Source organism: Mammaliicoccus sp. Dog046 (assembly GCF_034039665.1).
Lineage (GTDB): Bacteria > Bacillota > Bacilli > Staphylococcales > Staphylococcaceae > Mammaliicoccus.
Genome location: NZ_CP120131.1, coordinates 1,001,606 through 1,027,436 on the forward strand (window position 1 = coordinate 1,001,606; position 25,831 = coordinate 1,027,436).

General features: G+C 32.6%; 25 protein-coding genes. 23 read left to right on the forward strand and 2 right to left on the reverse strand.

Annotated features, from left to right (window positions below):
• Positions 1 to 14 precede the first annotated feature (14 nt).
• Positions 15 to 326, forward strand: coding sequence for a rhodanese-like domain-containing protein (locus P3U32_RS05120; RefSeq protein WP_323704532.1), 312 nt, complete (start codon positions 15 to 17; stop codon positions 324 to 326).
• Between the two features lie 598 nt (positions 327 to 924).
• Here P3U32_RS05120 and P3U32_RS05125 read toward each other — a convergent pair.
• Complete coding sequence (locus tag P3U32_RS05125) at positions 925 to 2,181, reverse strand: BaiN/RdsA family NAD(P)/FAD-dependent oxidoreductase (protein ID WP_323704533.1); 1,257 nt, start codon at positions 2,179 to 2,181, stop codon at positions 925 to 927.
• A gap of 122 nt (positions 2,182 to 2,303) precedes the next feature.
• Here P3U32_RS05125 and P3U32_RS05130 point away from each other — a divergent pair, with 122 nt between their 5' ends.
• From P3U32_RS05130 to P3U32_RS05175, 10 genes are all read left to right on the forward strand, one after another.
• Positions 2,304 to 3,938, forward strand: coding sequence for a putative polysaccharide biosynthesis protein (locus P3U32_RS05130; protein WP_323704534.1), 1,635 nt, complete (start codon positions 2,304 to 2,306; stop codon positions 3,936 to 3,938).
• A 3-nt stretch (positions 3,939 to 3,941) separates the two neighbouring features.
• Positions 3,942 to 4,643, forward strand: coding sequence for a pseudouridine synthase (locus tag P3U32_RS05135; protein ID WP_323704535.1), 702 nt, complete (start codon positions 3,942 to 3,944; stop codon positions 4,641 to 4,643).
• A gap of 61 nt (positions 4,644 to 4,704) precedes the next feature.
• The gene (locus P3U32_RS05140; RefSeq protein WP_323704536.1) at positions 4,705 to 5,130 is read left to right on the forward strand and encodes a YtxH domain-containing protein; all 426 of its coding nucleotides are present in this window, start codon (positions 4,705 to 4,707) and stop codon (positions 5,128 to 5,130) included.
• A gap of 346 nt (positions 5,131 to 5,476) precedes the next feature.
• Positions 5,477 to 6,895, forward strand: coding sequence for a dipeptidase PepV (gene pepV / locus P3U32_RS05145; RefSeq protein ID WP_323704537.1), 1,419 nt, complete (start codon positions 5,477 to 5,479; stop codon positions 6,893 to 6,895).
• Positions 6,892 to 7,740 carry a D-amino-acid transaminase gene (gene dat, locus P3U32_RS05150; protein WP_323704538.1) on the forward strand — a complete coding sequence of 283 codons (849 nt, stop codon included), beginning with the start codon at positions 6,892 to 6,894 and terminating at the stop codon, positions 7,738 to 7,740. The genes pepV and dat overlap by 4 nt, the downstream gene beginning before the upstream one ends.
• A gap of 257 nt (positions 7,741 to 7,997) precedes the next feature.
• Positions 7,998 to 8,789, forward strand: a complete 792-nt coding sequence (locus P3U32_RS05155; protein ID WP_323704539.1) for a phosphotransferase family protein — start codon at positions 7,998 to 8,000, stop codon at positions 8,787 to 8,789.
• A 13-nt stretch (positions 8,790 to 8,802) separates the two neighbouring features.
• Entirely contained in the window at positions 8,803 to 9,465 is a 663-nt protein-coding gene (gene trmB, locus P3U32_RS05160) for a tRNA (guanosine(46)-N7)-methyltransferase TrmB (RefSeq protein ID WP_323704540.1), read from the forward strand.
• A gap of 198 nt (positions 9,466 to 9,663) precedes the next feature.
• Positions 9,664 to 10,536 carry a nuclease-related domain-containing protein gene (locus tag P3U32_RS05165; RefSeq protein ID WP_323704541.1) on the forward strand — a complete coding sequence of 291 codons (873 nt, stop codon included), beginning with the start codon at positions 9,664 to 9,666 and terminating at the stop codon, positions 10,534 to 10,536.
• A 362-nt stretch (positions 10,537 to 10,898) separates the two neighbouring features.
• Positions 10,899 to 11,741, forward strand: coding sequence for a YtnP family quorum-quenching lactonase (locus P3U32_RS05170; RefSeq protein WP_323704542.1), 843 nt, complete (start codon positions 10,899 to 10,901; stop codon positions 11,739 to 11,741).
• Entirely contained in the window at positions 11,731 to 12,918 is a 1,188-nt protein-coding gene (locus P3U32_RS05175; protein WP_323704543.1) for a MalY/PatB family protein, read from the forward strand. The genes P3U32_RS05170 and P3U32_RS05175 overlap by 11 nt, the downstream gene beginning before the upstream one ends.
• 55 nt (positions 12,919 to 12,973) lie before the next feature.
• Here P3U32_RS05175 and P3U32_RS05180 read toward each other — a convergent pair whose 3' ends face one another.
• On the reverse strand, positions 12,974 to 13,288 hold the full coding sequence (locus tag P3U32_RS05180) for a hypothetical protein (protein WP_323704544.1): 315 nt from the start codon (positions 13,286 to 13,288) through the stop codon (positions 12,974 to 12,976).
• Between the two features lie 79 nt (positions 13,289 to 13,367).
• On the opposite strand from P3U32_RS05180, the gene P3U32_RS05185 reads away from it, so the two are divergent.
• From P3U32_RS05185 to P3U32_RS05240, 12 genes are all read left to right on the forward strand, one after another.
• Entirely contained in the window at positions 13,368 to 14,444 is a 1,077-nt protein-coding gene (locus P3U32_RS05185; RefSeq protein WP_323704545.1) for a M42 family metallopeptidase, read from the forward strand.
• An 87-nt stretch (positions 14,445 to 14,531) separates the two neighbouring features.
• Positions 14,532 to 15,311, forward strand: coding sequence for an amino acid ABC transporter substrate-binding protein (locus P3U32_RS05190; RefSeq protein WP_323704546.1), 780 nt, complete (start codon positions 14,532 to 14,534; stop codon positions 15,309 to 15,311).
• Positions 15,292 to 16,011, forward strand: a complete 720-nt coding sequence (locus P3U32_RS05195) for an amino acid ABC transporter permease (protein ID WP_323704547.1) — start codon at positions 15,292 to 15,294, stop codon at positions 16,009 to 16,011. Before P3U32_RS05190 ends, P3U32_RS05195 begins: the two co-directional genes overlap by 20 nt.
• On the forward strand, positions 16,008 to 16,736 hold the full coding sequence (locus P3U32_RS05200) for an amino acid ABC transporter ATP-binding protein (protein ID WP_323704548.1): 729 nt from the start codon (positions 16,008 to 16,010) through the stop codon (positions 16,734 to 16,736). The genes P3U32_RS05195 and P3U32_RS05200 overlap by 4 nt, the downstream gene beginning before the upstream one ends.
• A gap of 169 nt (positions 16,737 to 16,905) precedes the next feature.
• Positions 16,906 to 17,922 (forward strand): PTS sugar transporter subunit IIC, encoded by a 1,017-nt coding sequence (locus P3U32_RS05205; RefSeq protein WP_323704549.1) that lies wholly within the window; start codon positions 16,906 to 16,908, stop codon positions 17,920 to 17,922.
• Positions 17,919 to 18,233, forward strand: a complete 315-nt coding sequence (locus P3U32_RS05210; RefSeq protein WP_323704550.1) for a thioredoxin family protein — start codon at positions 17,919 to 17,921, stop codon at positions 18,231 to 18,233. Before P3U32_RS05205 ends, P3U32_RS05210 begins: the two co-directional genes overlap by 4 nt.
• A 155-nt stretch (positions 18,234 to 18,388) precedes the next feature.
• Positions 18,389 to 19,264, forward strand: a complete 876-nt coding sequence (locus P3U32_RS05215) for a DUF1444 domain-containing protein (RefSeq protein ID WP_323704551.1) — start codon at positions 18,389 to 18,391, stop codon at positions 19,262 to 19,264.
• Positions 19,265 to 19,279: 15 nt separating this feature from the next.
• Positions 19,280 to 19,885, forward strand: a complete 606-nt coding sequence (ytpR, locus tag P3U32_RS05220; RefSeq protein ID WP_323704552.1) for a YtpR family tRNA-binding protein — start codon at positions 19,280 to 19,282, stop codon at positions 19,883 to 19,885.
• Positions 19,886 to 19,892: 7 nt separating this feature from the next.
• Complete coding sequence (locus tag P3U32_RS05225; protein ID WP_323704553.1) at positions 19,893 to 23,132, forward strand: DNA translocase FtsK; 3,240 nt, start codon at positions 19,893 to 19,895, stop codon at positions 23,130 to 23,132.
• A 22-nt stretch (positions 23,133 to 23,154) separates the two neighbouring features.
• Positions 23,155 to 24,462: a UDP-N-acetylmuramate--L-alanine ligase gene (murC, locus tag P3U32_RS05230; RefSeq protein ID WP_323704554.1), complete on the forward strand. Its 1,308-nt coding sequence runs from the start codon at positions 23,155 to 23,157 to the stop codon at positions 24,460 to 24,462.
• Between the two features lie 90 nt (positions 24,463 to 24,552).
• On the forward strand, positions 24,553 to 25,104 hold the full coding sequence (locus tag P3U32_RS05235; protein WP_323704555.1) for a DUF948 domain-containing protein: 552 nt from the start codon (positions 24,553 to 24,555) through the stop codon (positions 25,102 to 25,104).
• Between the two features lie 102 nt (positions 25,105 to 25,206).
• Complete coding sequence (locus P3U32_RS05240) at positions 25,207 to 25,779, forward strand: YtxH domain-containing protein (RefSeq protein ID WP_323704556.1); 573 nt, start codon at positions 25,207 to 25,209, stop codon at positions 25,777 to 25,779.
• The last annotated feature ends 52 nt before the right edge of the window (positions 25,780 to 25,831 follow it).

A 25,831-nucleotide genomic window follows, 5' to 3' on the forward strand; every position in this document is an offset into this window, starting at 1 on the left:
GGAGTGTGCTTGTTATGAAAGAAATAAATGTAACTGAATTAGCCAATATGATTACTTCAAACGATCCAATCAATATTGTTGATGTAAGAGAAGACCATGAAGTTGCATTCGGTATGATTCCAGGAGCGAAACATATTCCAATGGGAGAAATTCCGAATGAGTTAAGCAACTTTAATGAGAAACAGACATACTATATTGTATGTGCTGGAGGCGTTCGAAGTGCAAATGTTGTTGAATATTTAAATGATCATGATATTGATGCAGTAAATATTGAAGGCGGCATGCACGCATGGGGCGATGAAGGATTAGAATTTAAAGGTATTTAATATAAATAAAAAGAGTTGAGCAGATGCTCACTCATAGAGTGTCGACAAAGTAATTGAACTTTGTCGACATTTTTATGCGCATGCTTTCCGCGGGCATGTTCTCAGCCTGTAGTCTTCGAATCATGCAGTTCCCGCAGGAGTCAGCGCAAAAAATGTTGAACATTGCAAGTGGAGGTCGACAAGCAATATTGGGCACAGCTAACGAGATAGTTCTGGAAAACAATCCCGTTAGAAAATCTAACGAGATAGAAAGTGAAAACAATCTCGTTAGCGAGTAAATAGAGCCTGCAAAAGTATGAAATATCTATAAAAAGTGAGAAAACGAGGCGTTAACGAGATAGTTCTGAGAAACAATCCCGTTAGAAAATCTAACGAGATAGAAAGTGAAAACAATCTCGTTAGCGAGTAAATAGAGCCTGCAAAAGTATGAAATATCTATAAAAAGTGAGAAAACGAGGCGTTAACGAGATAGTTCTGAGAAACAATCCCGTTAGAAAATCTAACGAGATAGAAAGTGAAAACAATCTCGTTGGCGTGATCTTTCTACATAAAAAGGAAATAAATAAAAAGAGTTGAGCGGATGCTCAACTCTTTTTATTTATTCTATTAACGAAGCGTTATGTCCAGCTACATAACCAGTAACTAATGCACTTGTTATATTATAACCACCAGTATAACCGTGAATATCTAATACTTCACCTGAGAAGAATAGGCCACTGCAAATTTTAGATTGCATCGTATTAGGTTCAATTTCTTTAATATTCACGCCGCCACCTGTGACGAATGCTTTATCAATTGGTAGTGTACCATTAACAGTAAAAGTAAATGCTTTTAAGTTTTGAACGAAATCTCTTATTACTTGTTGTGATAAATGATGATACGTTGTATCTATATCAATACTTGACTGTTTTAAAATAAAATGTAAATATCTTTCTTGTACGAGTCCTTTTAAAGCATTTTTTATGGCTTTGTTTGGTTCGTCTTTTAATTTCTTAATGATTTGTTGTTCTAAATCATGAGATTTGGTTTCTGGAAATAAATCAATAGCCATTTGAATCTCTTGTTTCTTTTGAGATTTTTGTTCTTTGAAGATAAATTGACTACATCTTAAAGCGGCTGGACCAGAAACGCCAAAGTGAGTAAATAACATATCCATTTGATGTGTGATTCTTGGTTTACCATTTTTCTTTAATACAGATAGGCCTACATTTTGTAAACTTAAACCTTGTAATGTTTTGTCTTTAATGAAAGGTTCATTAGATTTAATAGGCACTTCGGTAGGGAATAATTCGGTAATCGTATGACCAAGATGTTCTGCAAATTTATATCCATCACCGGTTGATCCAGTATGAGGAACACTACAACCACCCGAAGCAATGATGACCGTTCGTGCTGGAATAAATGTACCGTTATTTAATGTAACACCTGTGATTTGATCTTGTTCACTTTCAATTGATGCAACAGCAGTTTCTTGTCGAATCTCAACACCGTTGTCTTTTACAGCTGTAACGAGTGCTTCAACAACATCTTGAGCACGGTTTGACACAGGAAACATACGGCCATGGTCTTCTTCTTTTAACTTAACTTGTCTTGATTCAAAAAATTGTATAATCGATTCATTGTCAAAAGTTGAAAATGGACTATATAAAAATTTACCGTTTCCTGGAATATTTTGAATGATTTCTTCGTATGGTAATCGATTTGTGACGTTGCATCGGCCACCGCCAGAAATGCGTAGTTTACGTCCAAGACCTTTTTTCTTTTCAAGTAATAATACGTGATTGCCGTTTACACTTGCACTATATGCGGCCATTAATCCGCTTGGTCCTGCACCGATAATAATAGTATGATACATGTGTTACCTCCATAAGTAGTAGTAATGTCATTTTAACGAATAATGTGTTTTAAAAAAAGTAGTAGAATAGAAATAAACCTGTTATTATTAAATTTAAAAGTAAATTAGATAGGGATGAAAATATGTCAGAAAGTAAAGCGCTAGTAAGAGGGACCTTTCTTCTTACGGCTAGTATTTTAATTACAAAAGTCATTGGTATACTTTATTTAATACCATTTTATGCGATTATTGGCGATGAGAAAAACCTTGCACCGTTTACATATGCTTATCAACCATACACAATCATGATAACAATCGCAACTGCCGGTGTACCACTAGCAGCAGCAAAATATGTTTCAAAATATAATGCTTTAGGTGCATATAAAGTGAGTAGGAAGTTATATCGATCGAGTTTCCTTGTAATGTCAATTTCAGGGCTTGTTGGGTTCTTATTACTTTTCTTCCTGTCTCCAACAATTGCAGAACTAACGTTGGCAAATAAAGATGGACTAGAAGGCGGCTGGAAGATAGAAGATATTACAGCAGTTATTCGTACGATTAGTTTTGTTGTGTTATTTATTCCATTATTGGCAACTTGGAGAGGTATATTCCAAGGGTTTAATTCGATGGGGCCAACTGCAGTATCAGAAGTTACAGAACAAGTCGCTCGTATTGCGTTTATTTTAGGTGGAAGTTATATCGTTCTAAACGTAATGGGCGGTTCAGTATTAACAGCAAACCAAGTTGCGACAAGTGCAGCGGGAATTGGTGCTGTTACAGCATTATTAACGTTATTATATTATTGGATTAAAAGAAGAAATCTTATTAAAGCTGAAGTGGAACAAGATACAAGTGATATTGATGTTTCATATGTAAAAATTTATAAAGAAATTATTAAATACAGTATTCCATTTGTAATTGTTAGTTTATGTTTTCCAATCATTAATTTAATTGATCAGTTCACACATAATACTGGTTTAGCAATTGCTGGTGTTAATAGTGATTTACATGATATTTACTTTACGATGTTAAATATGACTACAAATAAAATTGTAATGATTCCTACTTCATTGGCAGCAGGATTTGCAGTCAGCTTAGTACCATTTATTACTAACACGTATAACTCAGGTAGAATCAATGATATGCACCAACAGATTAGAAAAGCACTAGGTGTATTACTTTACTTAACAGTGCCGGCATCATTAGGGATTATGGTACTTGCACAGCCACTATATAACGTGTTCTATAGTTATAGTCCAATGGGAACAGAAATCTTATTCTGGTATGCACCTGTTAGTATTTTAATCGCTTTACTTTCAGTAACAGCTTCTATGCTGCAAGGTATTGATAAACAAGCGTTAACAGTTTGGATTGTTGTTGGCGCGTTAGTCGTTAAAGCGGTAGTAAACTTACCATTAATTATTGCTTTCCATACTATTGGTGCAGTAATGGGTACAGCAATCGCATTACTTGTTGCTGTTGTATTAAATTGTATTGTACTTTGGAAATATGCAGACTTTAAATTTGATATTACGATTTACCATACGTTGAAGATTACACTCTATACGATCATTATGTTATTATTCGTTGAATTAAGTTACTTCATCGTATCGTTATTCATCGATCCAACGACGAAACTTGGTGCATTAATCACTCTACTCGTTGGTGGATTTGTAGGTGTCATTGTTTATGGTTATTTAACAATGCGTACGCGTTTAGCAGATGAATTCTTAGGCGATATCACTGCTAAAATCAGACGTAAAATCAAGTGGGTGTAAAAATTGAGACTAGATAAATTTTTAGCTAATTCAGGTATTGGCACACGTAAAGAAGTTAAGAAATATTTAAAAGGTAATTTAGTTACTGTAAACGATGAAATTGTTAAAAAAGCAGACATGCATATCAATCCAGAAGAAGATATCGTTACATTTGATGATATTCCAATTGCATATGAACCAGTTGTCTATTTAATGATGAATAAACCAGCTGGCTTTGTATCTGCTACAGAAGACGATGAACATGAAACAGTTGTAGATATCGTACCAGAATACATGCATTTAGATTTATTCCCGGTAGGACGTTTAGATAAAGATACAGAAGGATTATTACTGTTAACGAATGACGGCAAATTCTCACATCAATTGATGAGTCCAAAACATCGCGTACCAAAAAGATATTATGCGGAAGTGGATGGTCACATAAGTGAAGATGCAATTGATAAATTTAAGCAAGGTATTGATTTAGGGGACTTTACATCAACACCAAGTGAATTAGAGATTGTCGAGAATGGTGAGCAGTCTATCGCATATGTAACGATATATGAAGGGAAGTTTCATCAAGTAAAAAGAATGTTCCATTCAATCAATTGCGAAGTCACTTATTTAAAACGAACTAAAATAGCAAATTTAGAATTAGATGAAGAACTAGAACTTGGTGAATATAGACATTTAACAGAAATAGATTTTGAAAACTTAGATTTATAATGTTTAAAGTGTTTATCAATGGGTATATATAGGAATATTAATCAAATAGAGGTGGATGAAAATGGCTAAAAAAGCAGGATTATTTAGAACGCTAGCTGTACTTGGAGGTACTGCAGCGGCAGTAGTATTATCTAAAAAAGAAAATAGAGATAGATTGAAAAACGAATACAGCAAGTACAAAGAAGATCCAGAAAGCTATAAAGAGTCAGCAAAACAAAGAGCAAACGACATTAAAGGGAAAGCTCAAGATGAGTACACTAAATATAAAGAAGACCCAACTTCTTATAAACAATCTGCCAAAGAAAAAGCAAAATCAGAATACCAAAAAGCAAAAGAAGATCCTAAAGGATATGCTTCTAATGCTAAAGGTCGTCTAAAAAAACAAGATCAAGAACCAATTGATCAAAGAGAAGCTAAGTTTGACGATGAAGGCGGAACAGCAAACGGTAACTTACGAGTAGTTACAGAAGAAGACTTAAAGAAATAATTAGATTTTTCATAGGTGCCAACAAAGCATTGACTTTGTTGGTATTTTTTTATAATGAGAAGTGCAAATAAGGGTGTCTATATTAGCATTTTAAGGCGAAAGTGCAAATAAGAGGTGACATATTAGCAAGATAAACCAGTTTTACAAAAAACAACAACCTTTTTTCAGCAGTTCAATGGGAAATAATAAATATGTTTTTTTAAAAGAGTAATTAACTATACTGCTACCTACAGGAAATAAAATTTTAATTAAAAAATTAGCAAAATAACGCTATTTCTATTTCATATTTTCAAAAATTTAAGGTATTATATAGATAACTATTCAAGTTAGAAAGAGATGATTTTCGATGTGGAGAAATAAAGTTAAAGAATATGAAAAAGAGATTGTAAGTGATTTAAAGGGGCTCTTGAGCATCGAAAGTGTAAGAAATGATGCGGAAAGTACATACGATGCACCTGTCGGGCCTGGTCCTAAGGAAGCATTAAATTACATGTATCAACTTGGAGAAAGAGATGGATTTTCATATGTTGATATTGAAAACATCGTCGGTAGAATTGAAGCAGGTAAGGGAGACGATCTACTAGGTATTTTATGTCATGTTGACGTTGTACCTGCTGGTAGTGGTTGGGAAACAGATCCTTTTGATCCTGTAGAAACAGAAGAAACAATTATTGCTCGTGGTACGTTAGATGACAAAGGTCCTACAATTGCTGCTTATTACGCAGTTAAAATTTTAGAAGACATGAAAGTAGATTGGAAGAAACGTATACATATTATTGTCGGTACTGACGAAGAATCAGATTGGAAATGTACAGACAGATATTTTGAAACTGAGGAAATGCCAACAGTTGGTTTTGCACCAGATGCTGAATTCCCACTTATTCATGGTGAAAAGGGAATCGTTACTTTTAATATTCTTCAATCAGGCTATGTTGAAGATATTGATGAGCCAGAAGTTGAGCTAAAAGCATTCTTCTCAGGTGAGAGATTTAATATGGTTCCAGACACTGCACAAGCGAAGTTATTGATTAAAGAACAAATGACGAATGTTGTTCAAAACTTTGAAATGTTCTTAAATGAACATGAAATCGAAGGGGAAACTTCAATTGATGAAGGTTTCTTAAATTTAACTGTATTTGGTAAAGCGGCACACGGTATGGATCCTACTTTAGGTATCAATGCTGGTTTGCTACTTATCGAATTTTTAAACAGCTTAAAATTAGATAAATACGCACGTTCTTATGTGAAATTTGCAAACGACTATCTCGTTAATTCTCCTAAAGGTGAAAAGATGGGGATGAAGTTTGCCACTGAAGAAATGGGTGAAGTTACAACAAACACAGGTATTATGAGTTATACAGATGTTGACGGTGGTCAATTTGGTATCAATTTAAGATATCCTGAAGGTTTTAACTTCGATCAATCATTAACACGTTTCTCAGAAGAAGTAACAGAACGTGGATTTGAAATTGAAATGGATAAACATCAAGTACCACATTATGTTGATAAAGATGACGCATTTATTCATCAATTATTATCAGCATATCGAAATCAAACAGACGACCAATCAGAACCTTATACAATTGGTGGAGGAACTTACGCTAGAAACCTTGATAAAGGTGTCGCTTTTGGCGCAATGTTCAAAGATTCAGAAGACTTAATGCATCAAAAAAATGAATACATTACTAAAAAGCAATTGTTTAATGCAACAGCAATATATTTAGAAGCAATATATAATGTTTGTGTAAAGGATGATAAAAAATGACATATATTTTTATAAATGATGAATTTGTAGATGAATCTGAAGGTAAAGTAAGTTTTTCTGATAGAGGATATAATTTTGGAGACGGAATTTATGAATACATACGTATATACAATGGAAAAGTATTTACGTCTAAAGAACACTATGAAAGATTATTTAGAAGTGCAAAAGAAATTGGATTAAACTTAGATGGTTATTCAGTTGAAGGGCTAACTGATGTTACAAAAGAACTTGCAAAGAAAAATAATGTCGTTAATGGCGGTGTTTATATTCAAGTAACACGTGGTGTAGCGCCACGTAACCACCCATTCCCTGATGCTAGTACTAAACCAGTGTTTAGTGCATTTTCTAAGAGCTATGACAGACCGTATGATCAATTAGAAAACGGTGTGAAGGCAATTACTGAAGAAGATATTAGATGGTTAAGATGTGATATTAAGAGTTTAAACTTACTTGGTAATGTACTTGCTAAAGAAAAAGCAACGCAAAATGATGCTGTTGAAGCAATCATGCATAGAGGGGAAACTGTAACTGAAGGTAGTTCAAGTAATGTCTATGCGATTAAAGACGGTGAAATTTATACACACCCTGCTAATCATTTGATTTTGAATGGTATCACTAGACGTGTGATTAAAGAACTAGCAGAAGATTTAAATGTTCCGTTTATTGAAGAGGCATTTACAGTGGATTTCTTAAAAGACGCTGATGAAGTGATCGTTTCAAGTACATCTATTGAAGTAATGCCAGTCGTTCAAATTAATGACCAACAAGTTTCTGATGGAAAAGTGGGTCCAATTACAAAACAATTACAAAAAGCATTCGACAATTATATAGAGTCAAAGTCATAAAAAATAAATTAGTGTAATTTTTAAAGCTTATTAAACCATATAAATACTGTATTTATAAGACTTTTAGTATATGAATAGGTTCAAAATACTCGAAAGTTTTCATTTATGTGGTTGAAATCTTTACTAAAAGATAATAAAATTTATAACAAGCGCACTAAAATTACAAAAATTAAAAAGAAATTTTTAAGATTAAAATATGACTCTTGAAAAAGTACATTCTTGAGTCTTTTTCTTTTTCTGAAAGTGAGGTGGATAGGTTGGAACATTTTTATCAATTAGGTTGGACGTTAGACTCAGCAGGCGGAGCATCAGGTGAAGCATATATGGCAGAACAAGATGGTCGTAAACTCTTCCTAAAACGTAATTCGAGTCCATTTTTAACAGCATTGTCAGCTGAAGGCATAGTACCAAAGTTAGTTTGGACGAAGAGAATTGAAACAGGAGAAGTAGTAACTGCACAACATTGGAAAAATGGTAGAGAGTTAGTCCAAGATGAAATGAATTCTGACCGTGTTGCCAAACTTCTTAAAAAAATACATTCTTCTAAACAATTATTAAATATGTTAAAACGTATGGAAATGAAACCTATGCACCCTGAGCTATTATTTAAGAAGATTAATAGTTCATTGTCTAGACACGTCTTAACAAACAGAACAGTAAGAAAGGCATTGTTATACTTAGAAGATAATATGCCTACACTTGATAGCCGATTTTATACCGTTATTCATGGAGATGTGAATCATAATAATTGGTTATTATCTGATCAAGATGAACTGTTCTTAGTGGATTGGGAAGGTGCAATGATTGCTGACCCTGCAATTGATATAGGTATGATATTGTATACGTATGTTGAGGAACAAGATTGGGCAGATTGGTTAACTAAATATGGTATTAACGATACGCACGATTTGAAAAAGCGTATGAAATGGTACACTTTAATCCAAGCTATAGCAATGGTTGAATGGTACGAAGAGAAAAAACGATTTAATGATATGAATGATTGGTTATCCTTCCTTAATGAAGTGATGACTAGAAATGTATTTATATGAGGAGCTACTTTGAATGAGAATGAGAAATAAACCTTGGGCTGATGATTTCTTGAATAGTCACCCAAATATTGTTGATGTCGATCTCAACCACCAATATAAAATGGCAGAATGGTTTGATAAAGATCAACCTATCCATATAGAAGTTGGAACAGGTATGGGACGCTTCATTACAGAAACAGCAAAACAAAATCCAAATATTAATTTTGTTGCAATTGAAAAAGACAAAAATGTAATGGTTAGAGTTCTAGAAAAAGTTAAAGAAATGGAATTAGACAATATTAAGTTAATTAATCAAGATGCCAAATTGTTAACTGAGTATTTTGTTGAAAATGAAGTTTCAAGAATTTATCTTAACTTCTCAGATCCGTGGCCAAAGACACGTCATGCAAAACGCAGATTAACGTTTTCATCTTTCTTAGAAATATACCAATTTATTTTAAAAAGTGACGGTCAAATACATTTTAAAACAGATAACCAACGTTTATTTGAATATAGTTTAGAAAGCATGTCTGGATATGGAATGACTTTCGATTATATCAACTTAAACTTACATGAAAACGAACCAGAAGATAATATTCGTACAGAGTATGAAGATAAATTCTCAAGTAGAGGATTTAGAATTTATCGTATGGAAGCAAGTTTTAAATCAAAAGAAGGGAGCGGTACAGAAATCTAATTTATAAAAAAGATTTCGTAGTCCCGCCCCGGCAAGGATGACTAGAGTTGAAAAAAGCTTGGTACAAGCGTATTTTCAACTCAGTCATCTACTGCCAAGATATAAAAGATGGCTAAGACATTACAAATTATGTCCTAGCCATCTTTTCATTTTGAAAAAAATTGAGAGGTTATTATAATAATAATTGGAGGTGCATCTATGAACAATCAACTTTATTTAGAAGCATTAACAAATAGATTAAACAATAAACACTTAGACCAAAATACGAAAAGTTTTTTAAAAGGTATGGAAGGCGAAGTGATCATTGAACCCATATTAAATCAGGTTAATAACTTAAACTATATTCACAATTTAAATCTGGATTTATTTAATCGAATTCAGATTGATTTTTTAATTGTGGATGATCATTATGTATATCATTTAGAAGTTAAACATTATTCGGGTGATTATCAAATACAAGATGATCAATTTATCAATCAATACGGAAATATGTTTAATACACCATTTGCACAAATTCACCGTGCGAACTTCGAAATAAGCCAATTTATGAAACACCACAAAATACTTCGAGAATTGAAATCCATCCTCATATTTACCCATCCAACATTTACATTAAAATCTCCAGTTCCAAAAAATATTCACATGATGTTTCCTACAGAATTATATAAACTCCAATACATGTTTAAAAATTTTAAAACAAAAGAAAACCAGCAAATTTTATCAGTGTTTAGTGAAAATAGAGCCGACTTTTCAGGTATTTATAACAATATAGAGAAAGTACCAATGAAGTATGTCATCCCAGGATTGAAGTGTCCAAAGTGCAAGGCATTGAATAACTTGAGATTGATAAATAAAAAGAAAATGTTATTTTGTATGGAATGTGATAGTAATTGGAGCCGTCAATATGTGTATTTGTATAATTTAAAAGAACTCTATATTTGTAAAAGAGAAGCTTTTACGTTAAAAGAAGCAGAAGTATGGTGTGGAGTGAGTAACACGTTAACAATTCGAAGAGTCGCAGAGAAGTATTTTAAATCAGTCGGCAAAAAACCGAAAAAATATTATTTATGAAGTGCTATTTATCAAGACTCGTCAAACGTGATAAATAGGAACGTTGTATTTATCAAGACGGGGCAAACGTGATAAATAGAGGTGTTGTATTTATCAAGACAGAGCAAACGTGATAAATAGAGGTGATGTATTTATCAAGACAGAGCAAACGTGATAAATAGAGGTGATGTATTTATCAAGACTGAGTAAACGTGATAAATAGGAATGTTGTATTTATCAAGACTCATGCAACGTACAACGATCAACCGAAAATCACCCCACGCAAAGCATATAACCTCAGATTCCTTATCCTACAATCATCAAAGATGTTCAATGTCTTAATTAATGATAAAATAATGATGAAATGATTGGAGGGAAATTTATTGTTAAGTATTGGTGAATTCAACTTAAATCCATTGCAAGGTGGTATTACACAAATGGATGGTGGTGCAATGTTTGGAGTTGTTCCAAAAGCTTTATGGACTAAAAAATACCCGGTAAATGAATTGAATCAAATTCCGCTTGTGACACATCCAATTTTAATTCAAAGTAAAAATCACAATATTATAATTGATGCTGGAATGGGTAATGGAAAGTTAACAGATAAACAAAAGCGTAATTATGGTACTACTTATGAAAGTGACATAGTTAATGAATTAGCTAAATTTAATCTTACGCTTGATGACATTGATATTGTGATCATGTCTCATATGCATTTTGACCATGCGTGTGGTTTAACTACACCGGATGGTAAATCAGTGTTTAAAAATGCTGAAATCTATACTTCACAAATTGAGTGGGATGAATTAACGTCTCCTAATATTAGAAGTAAAGCAACATACTGGGAAGAAAATTATAAAGGTATTGAACATCAAATCAATACATTCAAAGATCAGTTAGAAATTATACCAGGCATTACGATGTATCATACGGGTGGTCATAGTGCAGGGCATTCTGTCATTGAATTTGAAAGCAATGGTGATAAAGCAGTACATATGGCTGATATATTACCAACATTTGCACATTTAAACCCGCTTTGGGTGACTGCTTATGATGATTACCCGATGGATTCAATATATGCTAAAGAACGTTTATTAAAAAAATATATCGATGAAAATTATTGGTTTGTTTTCTATCACGATGTAAATTATTTTGCAGTTCAAATGGATTCAGAGAGCAAAGAAATTATAGGGAAAATAAAAAGGAGTGATCTCATTGAAGTATAACTTTGATGAAGTAATAAATCGTCGCGGTACCGGTAGTATTGCTTATGATGGCCAATATAAAGTGTATGACTATGATAATTTAGAACCATTTTGGGTTGCTGATATGGATATTAAAACACCAGATTTCATCATAGAAAATTTAAAAAAGAAACTGGATCAGTCTCATTTTGGATATGTAGTATGGAAACAAGATGAATATTTATCTGCGATTAAACAATGGTATAAGAGAAGATTCTCTGTGAATGTTCAGAAAAACGATATTTATTATGTGCCTAGTATACTTTTCACTGTTACTGAAATGATACGAGAATTTTCTAAAGAAGGAGAAGGCGTATTAATTCATACTCCGGCATATAATGCATTTCTAAACCTGATTGAAGGTAATAAACGTGTTGCGGTAGAATCACCATTAATTGCTACAGAAGATGGGTATCATTTGGATAGAGAGCAATTTGAAAAAGTCGCTTCAAGATCAGATGTTAAAGTGTTTATTCTATGTAATCCTCATAATCCTACAGGTAAAGTTTGGACGAAAGAAGAATGTGAATTTATGAGAGACGTCTGTGAGAAAAATGACGTATTCATCGTATCGGATGAGATTCATATGGATTTTGTAAGAAGTGAACAAGGATTCTTCTCAATGACAAACTTAATGAAATTAGATTCACCTATATTAGTCGTTACAGGCTTAGGTAAAACGTTTAACTTAGCAAGTTTAGCGAGTAGTTTCATGATTACTAAACATAGATTTACGACACTTCAATTTAATAGAAAATTATCTGCATATTATGGTTTAGCTGCAGCAAATACACTGGCAGTTGAAGCTGTAAAGGTTGCGTATACACAATCTGAGGAATGGGTTGATCAATTAAATCAGCATATTGAAAAAAATATGACCATACTTAAATCCTTTATCGATAATGAAATGTCTGATCAATTATCATTTATTAAGCCGGAGTCGACTTATCTTGCATGGATAGATTTTTCTAAAAGTGGTTATTCTGAAAAAGAAGTTCAAAACGCGCTACAATCAGTAGGTAAGATTGCTACAGGACTTGGTCATTCATATGAATTAGGTGATAGTCATCACTTTAGATTAAATGTAGCTTGTAGTGAAGAAAAATTATTAAAAGGACTTCAATCAATTAAGCAATCATTTGATGCTTTGAATAAATAATAAAAAAGAGCTGAGACACATTATTGTCTCAGCTCAATATTTCACAGCGTGAAAATTAAATTTCGTAAATATCAATGACTTGGCCGTTAAAAGCATCAGCAATAAATTCATAATTGACCGATTTTCCCTCGCTATCAACAGTTAGGCCACCATGTACTACTTTCGTTTCAATGCCGAATTTTTGGTAGGTTTTTGGGATATGTAATATATAAGATGCTTCCACATTTGTGAATTGTTTTTTAACTTGTTTCAGTATGTCTTCGCAATTATAATACTTGAATTGTTTGAAATAAATATATGTTGCAAGCATACCAACACCCGTAAATATAGAAAAACATAAAAGGACGAAGCGTAACTTATTATTTTGCATGACCATGCCTCCTTTTTCTTAAGTTAAGTTTAACACAAAGCGTGTACGATAGATAAATATTTAAATGAGGAGAATTACAATGACACAAATTAGACAAGAAACTATCAATATGATGAAAGAACTAACAGAATTACATGCTGTACCTGGTTTTGAAAATGAAGTTAGATCCTATTTAAAACAAAAAATGGAACCATATGTTGATGAAATCATTGGAGATAATATGGGTAGTATTTACGGCGTAAAAAAATCTAAAAATCCAAATGCGAAAAAGGTTTTAATTGCAGCTCATATGGATGAAATTGGATTCATGGTTACAGAAAAGACAAAAGAGGGTATGTTAAAATTCACACCTCTTGGCGGCGTTTCGTCAGATGTATGGTTGTCTCAAACTTTACAATTAAAAACGCGAGACCAAAAATATTATAACGGTGTGGTAGGTAGTATTCCAAAACATTTCAGAACTGGGAAGGAATCAGGTGTGTCTATTGAAGATATGTTGCTTGATGTTGGTGCTGAAAATTTAGAACAATTGAATGAGATGGGTATCAATATTGGTGATACGATTGTCCCACGTACAGATTTAGAACGATTAACTGAAAATAGAATTTTAGCAAAAGCATGGGATAACAGATACGGATGTTTAGTCGGATTAGAATTATTAGAACAATTAAAAGACCAAGACCTTGATGTTGATTTATATGTAGGTGCGAATGTCCAAGAAGAAGTTGGTTTAAGAGGTGCTTCAGCAAGTGTTAATTTAATTCAACCAGATTTAGCATTAGTAGTAGATTGTTCACCAGCAAATGATATGAAAGGACATATCGGATTGTCAGGCGCGCTAGGTAAAGGTGTACTTGTTAGAATATTAGATCGCACAATGATATTGTCAGAGCGAATGAGAGATTATTTATTAGAAACAATTGATAAAAATGAAATTAACTATCAATATTTCCAATCACCAGGTGGCACAGATGGTGGAGAAATTCATAAAGCGTTGACAGGAATTCCAACTGCAGTCATCGGAGTTTGTGCGAGATACATCCATACTAGTAAAGCTATTTATGATGTTAGAGACTATCTAAATGCGAGATCATTACTTGAAGCAATTGTACTTGACCTAAGTTCTGAAAAGATTGAATATTTGAAATTTAAATAACCCAGTTTATTGTAATTGACACTTTTTGTTTTTCAGACTAAAATATGTTTAATCCGATTAGGAAACTAAGAATAGAGGGATGTATAAATGAAAAAAGGTATATTTTTAATTATTGCGTTAGTATTTGCATTAGCAGCATGTGGTAACAGCAATGGATCTAAAGAAAGTAGCAAGAAAGATGACAAAACATTAGTTGTAGGTACAGAAGGTACTTATGCACCATTTAGCTTTCATGATAAAAAAGATAAGTTAACTGGTTATGATATTGAAGTCACTAAAGCAGTAGCGAAAGAAATGGGTTATAAAGTTAAATTTAAAGAAACACAATGGGATTCAATGTTTGCAGGTTTAGATGCAGGTCGTTTTGATATGGTTGCAAACCAAGTAGGTATTAACGACGAAAGAAAAGCGAAATATAAATTCACTAAGCCATATACGTATTCTAAAGGTGTTTTAGTTGTTAACGAAAACAATAAAGATATTAAATCGTTCGATGACGTAAAAGGTAAAAAATTAGCTCAAACGTTAACTTCAAATTATGGTAAATTAGCTCAATCTAAAGGTGCAGATATTACAAAAGTTGATGGATTTAACCAAGCAATGGATTTATTACAATCTAATCGTGTTGAAGGTACATTCAATGATAATGTTTCATATTTAGATTATAAAAAGCAAAAACCAAATGCTAAAATTAAAGCAATTCAAGGCGATGCAGAACAAAGTCAATCTGCATTTGCATTCAGTAAAAAACAAGATGACAAAGTAATTAATGACTTTAACAAAGGTCTTAAAAAATTAAAAGATAATGGCGAATTAGAAAAAATAAGTAAAAAATGGTTTGGCGATAATGTTTCAGAACCTAAATGATGAACAATTACATGCATTAAACGCTGCCAAACAAGCATTTCTTCCAATGGTCGAAGGATTAGTTAAATATTCAATTCCAATTACAATCGCTACGTTTATAATTGGATTGATATTAGCTTTACTTACTGCTTTAATGCGCATATCTAGTAGTAAAGTTCTAAAAGGAATTGCCCGTTTTTATGTATCAATCATTAGAGGAACACCTATGATTGTTCAACTGTTCATTATCTTTTACGGTATTCCTGAAATTGGTAGATTGGCAACGGGAAATGCAGATAACCAATTAACATTAGCCCCGGTGATCGCTGCAATTATAGGTTTGTCACTAAACGTAGGTGCATATGCTTCTGAAATATTAAGAGGCGGTATTATGTCGATTCCTAAAGGACAAACTGAAGCGGCATACTCTATTGGCATGAATTATAAACAAACTGTACAACGTATTATTTTGCCACAAGCAATTCGTGTATCGGTACCTGCTTTAGGTAATACATTCTTAAGCTTAATTAAAGATACATCATTACTAGGTTTTATACTCGTTGCAGAAATGTTTAGAAAAGCACAAGAAGTTGCATCGACAACTTATGAATTCTTAACGATATATTTACTCGTTGCTATATTATATTGGGTTGTTTGTTTTATTATCTCAGTCATCCAATCTTATTATGAATCCTATATTGAAAGAGGGTATCGCTCATGATTGAACTTCAAAATATTAAAAAATCTTTTAAAGATAAAGAAGTAATCAAGGGAATTGACCTTGCCGTTGATAAAGGTGAAGTGATTACTTTAATAGGAAGATCTGGATCTGGGAAGACGACATTGTTAAGAATGATGAATGCCCTAGAAATTCCAACTGAAGGTACAGTTCATGTTAATGGTGAAACGTATCAAGCAGATAATAAAAAGTCACAAATTAAAGTGAGAAAACAATCTGGAATGGTATTTCAGAACTATAATTTATTCCCACACAAGACTGCAATAGAAAATGTGATGGAAGGTTTAATCACAGTTAAAAAGATTAATAAAAAGCAGGCATATGAAGAGGCTTTACAACTACTTATTAAAGTAGGATTAGAAAGTGTTAAAGATCAAAGACCTCATGCTTTATCTGGTGGACAACAACAACGTGTTGCAATTGCAAGAGCGTTAGCGATGAATCCGAAAGTGATGTTATTTGATGAACCGACATCTGCATTAGATCCTGAACTTGTAAATGACGTTTTAAAAGTTATCAAAGATTTAGCAGATGAAGGAATGACAATGGTGATTGTTACTCATGAAATGAGATTTGCTAGAGAAGTTTCTGATAGAACCGTCTTTATAAATGAAGGTTTAATCGGAGAGCAAGGACCACCAGAACAATTATTTACACAACCAAAAACAGAGGCATTAAAGAAATTCCTTAATGTCATTGAAGTTTAAATATAAACAAGCGTCTGGGACATAATGTAATGTCTCAGACGCTTGTTTTTATGTGGTTACAAAATTGTAAATTTAAACGTTCGAAAAATATTTAACATTTTGTAAAATTTTTATTCATGTTTCATTCTTTTGATTTTATAGTATAATCTTTTCTAAGGAGTGTGAATAAATGGGGAATTTAAAATCTTTTTTTAATAGGACGATTATTGATGGATTGAGTTATATGGCACTAGGTTTATTTAGTACATTAATTGTAGGTCTCATTATTGAAACGTTGGGACATACTTTAAATACATATTTCGATACGTCCTTATTAATAGAAATTGGCAAACTTGCTCAGCAGTTAACTGGTGCAGGTGTAGGGGTGGCAGTGAGTTATGGATTAGGTGCTTCACCGCTAATCATTTTTGCAACAGCAGTAACAGGTATGTACGGTTATGAGCAAGGTGGTGCAGTTGGTAGTTATTTATCATCTGTATTTGCCAGTGAACTTGGTCGGTTTTATTCTGGTAAGACTAAAATTGATATTATTTTATCGCCAATTTTAACTTTAATAATTGGTACGTGTATAGCAAAATTTATAGCACCATTTATAGATGTATTTATGAAACAACTAGGAAGTTGGATTCAATTAAGCACGGAACAACAGCCATTATTAATGGGTATGTTTGTTAGTTTACTTGTTGGTATTACGTTAAGTAGTCCAATTTCAAGTGCAGCATTATCGTTAATGCTAGGTTTAAGTGGTACAGCCGCTGCTGCTGCAACAATCGGTGGTTGTTGTCACATGATTGGATTTGCGGTTACGAGTTATAAAGATAATGGTATTTCAGGTGTCATCGCGCATGGTATCGGAACGAGTAAATTACAAATTCCAAATTACTTGAAGCAACCATTTATTTTAATTCCACCTGTTGTGGCAAGTATAATTGTGGCGCCTATTATGACAGTATTCTGGCCGATGGAGAACAATGCAGCGGGTGCTGGAATGGGGTCAAGTGGACTTGTAGGTCAAATTATGACAATAAAAACAATGGGTTCAAGTACTGAAGTTTGGTTACAGATTGCCTTTTTCCACTTTTTATTACCAGCAGTAATCAGTCTGTTTGTTTACCACATACTCAAAAAATATAATATAATTAAAGACGGGCAACAAAAATTAATGATTGGAAGTGTGAAAAAATGAAACAATTAACATCAATGGAAGAATTTAAAACATTAACAAATGAACCTACTATTTTTATGTTTACAGCATCTTGGTGTCCGGATTGTCATTTTATTGATCCTGAATTACCAGATTTAGAAGCTAAATATAATCAATATCAATTTGTTTCAGTTGATAGAGATCAATTTATCGATTTATGCCAAGAAGTTGATGTCATGGGTATTCCTAGTTTTATTGCATATGATAAACAACAAGAACTTGGTAGATATGTCGGCAAAGAAAGAAAAACAATTCCACAAATCAGTGAATTTATAGATGGATTAACAAAATAAAAGATATAAAAAAACAGGTCGGATAAAAGTTACTTTTATTTTCGAATAGCCTGTTTTTTTTATTTTGCAGAAGTTGAAATATATAAGTTTATCACTGTTACATCATGATGTTTTGTTGTAAACTATAGAGAGGTATAAAATTAGGAGTGTTATAAATGAATGTCTTTCAAATGAGAGATTTATTGAAGCAAAGATTGAAATCATTAAATGCAAATTTTAAATTTGATCGCGAAGATGAAAGTTTAAGAATCGAGCGAGTTGATAATCAAAAAGGTCTCTCTGTTAAATTAGCACCAATCATTGCTAAGTATAAAGACAACGGTGATAAAACGATTGATGAAATTGTTTATTACGTAACAGAGACGATTAATGCAATGCAAGATGAATCTACTAAAGAAGTTAATAAAATAGAAATACTACCTGTTATACGTTCAACGAGTTTCCATAAAGAAACGAAAGAGGGGAGACTCTTTATAATCGATGAACATACGGCAGAAACAAATATTTACTATGCTTTGGATTTAGGCAATACGTATCGTCTTATCGATGAATCAATGCGTACGGACCTCAAATTAACAAACGAACAAATTAAAGAACAAGCTTTATTTAATATTAAAAAAAGACCAACAACATATAAAACTGATGAATTACAAGGTAATATATTCTACTTTGTAAATACGAATGACGGTTATGATGCATCACGCATTTTAAATCAATCATTTTTAAAAGATGTTTTTAATAATATTGAGGGAGAAATGCTTCTAGCGACACCTCATCAAGATGTACTAGTAATATGTGATATTAGAAATGAAATTGGCTATGATATTGTGGCACAAATGACTATGCAATTTTTCCAAAATGGTCTCGTACCGATTACATCATTATCGTTCTCGTACACACCTGAAAAAGATTTAGAACCTATATTTATTTTAGGGAAAAATCATTCACGTAAACGAAACCAAGAAGTGATTGATCGACTTGAAAAAAACAGGGAAATATTTAAACAAATGAAATCAAATGAGAAGAAATGATAAGGAGCTTATAAAATGAATTTATTTTACAACAAACACGGCGTAGGGGACGTATTAATGGTTACAATTGAACCTACAAATGAAAACTTAGAATATACATTAAAAAAAGACATCACAATTATTAAGAGTGACGATAAAATCGTTGGATTTAACATTTTTAACGCTTCTAAGTACGTTCAAATAGAAGGTGCTGGCAATATCAAAACTGAAGAAAAACATATAAGTAGCATTCAAGATTTATTAGAAAGTGAAAGCATCGATTATAAATTAGATGTTGACTTGTCACCTAAATTTGTAATAGGGTATGTAAAAGAAAAATCAAAGCATCCTGATGCTGATAAATTATCAGTGTGCCAAGTTGATGTTGGTAATGAAACATTACAAATTGTTTGTGGTGCGCCAAACATAGATCAAGATCAAAAAGTAGTAGTCGCTAAAGTTGGCGCTGTAATGCCGAGCGGTATGCTTATTAAAGATGCGGAATTACGTGGTGTTCCATCAAGTGGCATGATTTGTTCAATGAAAGAACTTGAATTGGAAGGTGCCCCAAAAGAAAAAGGTATAATGGTATTAGATGATAGTTATACTGTAGGAACACCATTCTTTGAAGACGAAAGGTAGTGAACCTATGAGTTGGTTTGATGATATATTCGGTCAATCTAAAGATAATCAAAAAAATGAAAAACCAAATAATCAAAATTCATCTGTAGATTATGAAGCTGAAAATGAGCCTGGTACTGATGAAGTCTATAAAAGACCGAAAGGTAAATTTAGGTTTCCGATACAAATGGAATATGAAGCATCTGATGAAGAAGTAAATAATCAAATGCATGAAAATACTGATGATTATGAACGTGAACAGTCAGATCAAAGATTTTATGTAGAAAAAGAACCTTCTTATTCTACAAATAGAAGAAGACGTAGAAGAAATCAAAATAGTGGTCAACAATCGTTTAATCAACAAGAGAGTAAAAGTAATAAAGGATATCGTTCAAATAATAATTATTCTTCTTATGAACCACAATCAAAAGCAAACAAACGTAGTAGTTATAAATACCAAGAAGATACTGACTTTAATGAAAGATTGAATTCATTACATCAACCTAAATTTAAAGCGTCAGAAGTACCTTCTGCAATTTTTGGTATGAGAAAACAAAAAGATGTTCCAAATAGTGGCTTAAGAGATCATCATACGTCACAGGAATCAACACGCCCTGATTCTGAGCAAAGTCATGTTCAAAAATCAGAAACTAACAATACAAATCAAAATGATACTAAGCAATCTGTACAAGAAGTTCCAAACTATTCTAAAACAGATAATACGATTAATATCGAAAATATTTATGCTTCTCAAATTGTATCTGAGATAAGAAAAGAACGTGAAAAGAAACTTCAAAAGAAAAAACAATTTGAACAAGCATTGAAAGAAAAACGTGAAAAAGAACGACAAAATTCAACAACGCCAGAAGAACATTCACAAGTTGAAAATCAAGATTACTTATTGAAACAACGAGCATCGTTTATTAAACAAGATCCTGATGAGCGTTCAAATGCTGATGATACGACTTCTGAGGCGTTGAATGATCAGCAAGAGGACGTAATGTCATTACAACCAGATGTAAATGATTTAACTACATATGAATTTAAAGAAATAAATTTAGATTTTGAGGAAGAAACGCCTGTAAATCAAAATGAAAGCAATGAATATGAAGATGTTGAAACAAGCGAAATAACTTCTGAAATAAATGAAGCGTATGAAGAAACAGCAACTTCGGATGATCAATTTGATATAGAAGATATAGAGCTCGAAGAACAACCAGATGAAGTAACATCTAATATTGACCTTACATTTGAAGAAGAACCAACAACTGAAGAATCGGTTGATGAAGTAGAAACTTTCGAAGATACAAATAGCGTGAATGATACACAACAAGAAGAAACAAATATTGAAGAAGCTGAACATGTCTATGAAAATGAACATGAAGTCTTTGATTCACAAGAACAAGAACTAACTTTTTATAATGATGAATCGGATGAATCATCATATAATGTAGAAGACGTTGAAGTAGTAGAAGAAGTGGATGAAGAGCTAGACCCAGAACTGGAACAAGAACAAGAGGCAGAAACAGTTATTGAAAGTATTTCAAATGATGAAGAGAAACAAGCAGAAGTGATTGACGTTTCTCCAGAACAAGTTAATGAAGAACAAGAAGTGACTTCAACTGAGCCAATTTCTCAAGAAGAAGTGAAACCATCACTTGAACCAGTACTTAAACCGAGTGGTAGTAGAACATCTTCTCCATTTAATGTTGTAATGACACCTTCAGATAAACGGAAAAATCAACTATTTAAAAAAGCTAGTAGTCCACAATTAAAAGTAAATCAATCCTCAACTCTAGATCAGGAGAAGGAATCTGAAGAGACTAATGAAGAAAATGAAACACAACCTACTAAACGAAAAGGGCCACTTTATGTGTTACCACCAGTATCTATACTAGATGATGTAGTAGAACAAGAAGATAATACAGAATGGTTAGAAGAGAAGAAAGAAGAACTAAATGAAGCATTTTATCATTTTAATGTTCCTGCGAAAGTTGTGAATATGATACAAGGACCAACAGTAACTAGATTTGAATTATCTGTTGAAAAAGGTGTGAAAGTGTCTCGTATAACGGCACTTCAAGATGATATAAAAATGGCATTGGCAGCTAAAGATATAAGAATTGAAGCACCTATACCAGGTACGAACTTAGTAGGAATTGAAGTACCAAATCAAGATCCTAAGAAAATTCCACTTGGTCAAATGATTACTTCGAAGGCATTTCAACAAGCTGAGAGTAAATTAACAGTTGCAATGGGCTTCAAAATTAATAACGAACCTTTATTAATGGATATTGCTAAAACGCCGCATGCGCTTATTGCCGGTGCAACAGGATCTGGTAAATCTGTGTGTATTAATGCGATTTTAACAAGCTTATTATATAAGAATCATCCAGATGAATTGAAATTGTTATTGATTGACCCTAAAATGGTAGAACTTGCGCCATATAATGATTTGCCACATTTAGTTGCACCAGTGATTACAGATGTAAAAGCAGCAACTGCGAGTTTAAAATGGGCAGTTGAAGAAATGGAAAGAAGATACAAAAGATTTGCAGAATTGCATGTAAGAAACATTACTGCATTTAATAAGAAAGCAAATTATGAGCAAAGAATGGCAAAAATCATTATAGTTATAGATGAACTTGCTGATTTAATGATGATGTCACCTCAAGAAGTAGAACAATCTATTGCTAGAATTGCTCAAAAAGCAAGAGCATGTGGTATTCATATGATTCTTGCAACACAAAGACCTTCAGTTAATGTTATAACTGGATTAATTAAGGCAAATGTACCAACTAGAATTTCATTTATGGTATCATCTTCAATAGACTCTAGAACGATTCTTGATGTTGGCGGAGCAGAAAAATTACTCGGCAACGGTGATATGTTGTATCTTGGTAATGGTATGAATAAACCAATCAGGGTTCAAGGTGCTTTTGTGTCAGATGATGAAATTGATGAAACAGTATCGAATGTAAGTAGTCAAATGAAACCAAACTATTTATTCAAGGAAGAATCTTTATTAAAAAAAGTAAATGAACAACCAGCAGACGCATTATTTGATGATGTTTGTGAATTTATGGTAAATGAAGGTCATATATCTACTTCATTGATACAACGACATTTCCAAATTGGCTATAATAGAGCAGCTCGAATGATAGATAATTTAGAAGAAAGAGGATTTATTTCAGGTCCGAATGGTTCTAAACCTAGAGATGTTTTAATTACTAAAGATATGATAGAAGAAAATGAAACTAACATATAAGAAATAGAAGGAGTGACATGAAATGACATTATATCATTTTGTTGGAATTAAAGGTGCAGGGATGAGTTCATTAGCGCAAATCATGCATGATATGGGCCATAGCGTTCAAGGTTCTGATATTGAGAATACAGTTTTTACAGAAGTTGCATTGCGAAATAAAGGCATTAAAATATTGCCATTTGACGTTGAAAATGTACAAGAAGGAATGACAATGATAGCAGGAAATGCATTTCCTGATACACATCCAGAAATTGCGAAAGCCTATGAGTTAGGTATTGAAGTTAAACGTTATCATATATTCTTAGGTGAATTTATGTCTCAATATACTTCTGTAGCTGTAACAGGTGCACACGGTAAAACATCAACTACTGGTCTATTATCACACGTAATGAACGGTGATAAAAAGACGTCATTCTTAATTGGTGACGGTACAGGTATGGGTATGCCAGATAGTAGTTATTTTGCTTTTGAAGCATGTGAATATAGAAGGCATTTCTTAAGTTATTATCCTGATTACGCAATTATGACGAATATTGACTTTGATCATCCTGATTACTTTAAAGATTTACAAGATGTTACAAACGCATTCCAAGAAATGGCGAATAATGTCCGAAAAGGAATTGTCGCTTGGGGTAATGATACAGAACTTAAAAAAATACAAGCAGATGTTCCAATCTATTTCTATGGTTTTGAGAACGACAATGATATATATGCTGAAAACATAGAAACATCATCAAAAGGAACAACATTTGATGTTTACTTTAAAGAAGGCAAAAAACATATTGGTACATTTACGACGCCTATGTACGGTGATCACCATGTACTTAATGCATTAGCTGTTATTGCTGTTTGTCACTTAGAGAAATTAGATATTGAAAATATAAGAGAAGCACTTTTAACTTTCGGTGGCGTTAAACGTAGATTTAGTGAAAGTTATCATGCTAATCAAATCCTAATTGATGATTATGCACATCATCCTAGAGAGATCAATGCTACAATTGAATCAGCAAGAAAAAAATATCCTGAAAATGAAGTTATTGCTGTATTCCAGCCACATACATTTTCTAGAACTGAAACGTTCTTAAATGAATTTGCAGAAAGTTTAAATCGTGCAGATAAAGTATACTTATGTGACATTTTCGGATCTATTAGAGAACAACAAGGTGAATTAACGATTTATGATTTGAAAGACCTTGTAGAGAATTCAGATTTAATTAATGAAGAAACAGTTTCTCAACTCAATAAACATACTAATGGTGTTATACTATTTATGGGTGCTGGAGACATTCAAAAGATACAAAAAGCTTATGTTTCTACACTAACAGTTTAACCAATATATGTTTATACTAAGTGATTGAGGGTATAATTTATTAGTAAATCATATAATTTTTAGTTTTTTAAATATTAGGAGGCGTTTAGTATGGATTGGTTATTACCATTAGCAGGTATTATTGCTGCTGTTGCATTTCTTGTAATCTGTGTTGTTTTAGCACTATTCTTAATGCAACTATTAAAGACAGTTAAAGGGATCAATGAAACATTAGATGGCATTCAAGGCCAAATTCAAGGTATTACGCGTGAATCTACAGATTTACTGCACAAAGCAAACCGCTTAACTGAAGATATTCAAGATAAATCTTTACGATTAAATTCAGTTGTAGATGCAGTTAAAGGTGTTGGAGATTCAGTTCAAACATTGAATACTTCAGTAGATAGAGTTACAAATTCTATCACACACAATATCTCTCAAAATGAAGATAAGATTTCACAAGTGGTACAATGGTCTAACGTTGCAATGGAAGTTGCAGATAAATGGCAATTAAGAAGAGATCGTAGAAGTCACGTATCATTTAAAAATAATGCTACTACTTCTAAAGATTTTGAAGCAAAAGTACCAAAAGATTATAATGAAAAATCAACAACAGGTGACAACCTGGATGAAGATAAAATTAATGCAGGATTAAACAAATAATTTTATCTTTGCAATACAATTAGAATCACTTAACTTAAGGAATAAAGGCTGAGGCATTTATGTCCCAGCCTCTTATTTTAATTAATCTAGGAGGAATATAAAATGGAAAACAAATACAATAGAGATTTATATACACATGGTTTAGAAACATATGAAGCAGAATATGAGAAAAACACAAACGGCAGAGACTTCGTATTTGGTGTTGTCTTAGGTACAGTAGTAGGTGGATTAGTAGGATTATTACTTGCACCTAAACCAGGTAAAGAATTACAAGGTGACTTAAGTGAAAAATCTAATAAAATTTTAGATGATGTGAAAACAAAAACTGATGAATTAAAAGTACAAGCACAATCTAAAGCAGAAGAAATTCGCACTCAAGCTGAAGATAAAAAAGTAGAAGTTAAAACAAAAGTAGAAGAGAAAAAACAACAAGCTTCTGCAAAAACTGAAGAAGTTAAAGCTAAAGCAGAAGAAAAGAAAACTGAAACAAAGAAAAAAGCTGAAGAAGTTAAATCTAAACAAGCTGAGAAAAAAGCTAACAAAGGTGTAGTAACAGCTGATGACGTTGATAACGAAGAATTAAAAGCACAAAAAGGTGCAATTAAATCTGAAGTTAAAGATGAAGACTTAAAAGGTCCAAAAACAGTAGTAGAAAAGAAATCATTTGATAAGTAAATATTAATGTACGAAGAGTCTGGAATTTAATTGAACAATTATGTTCCAGGCT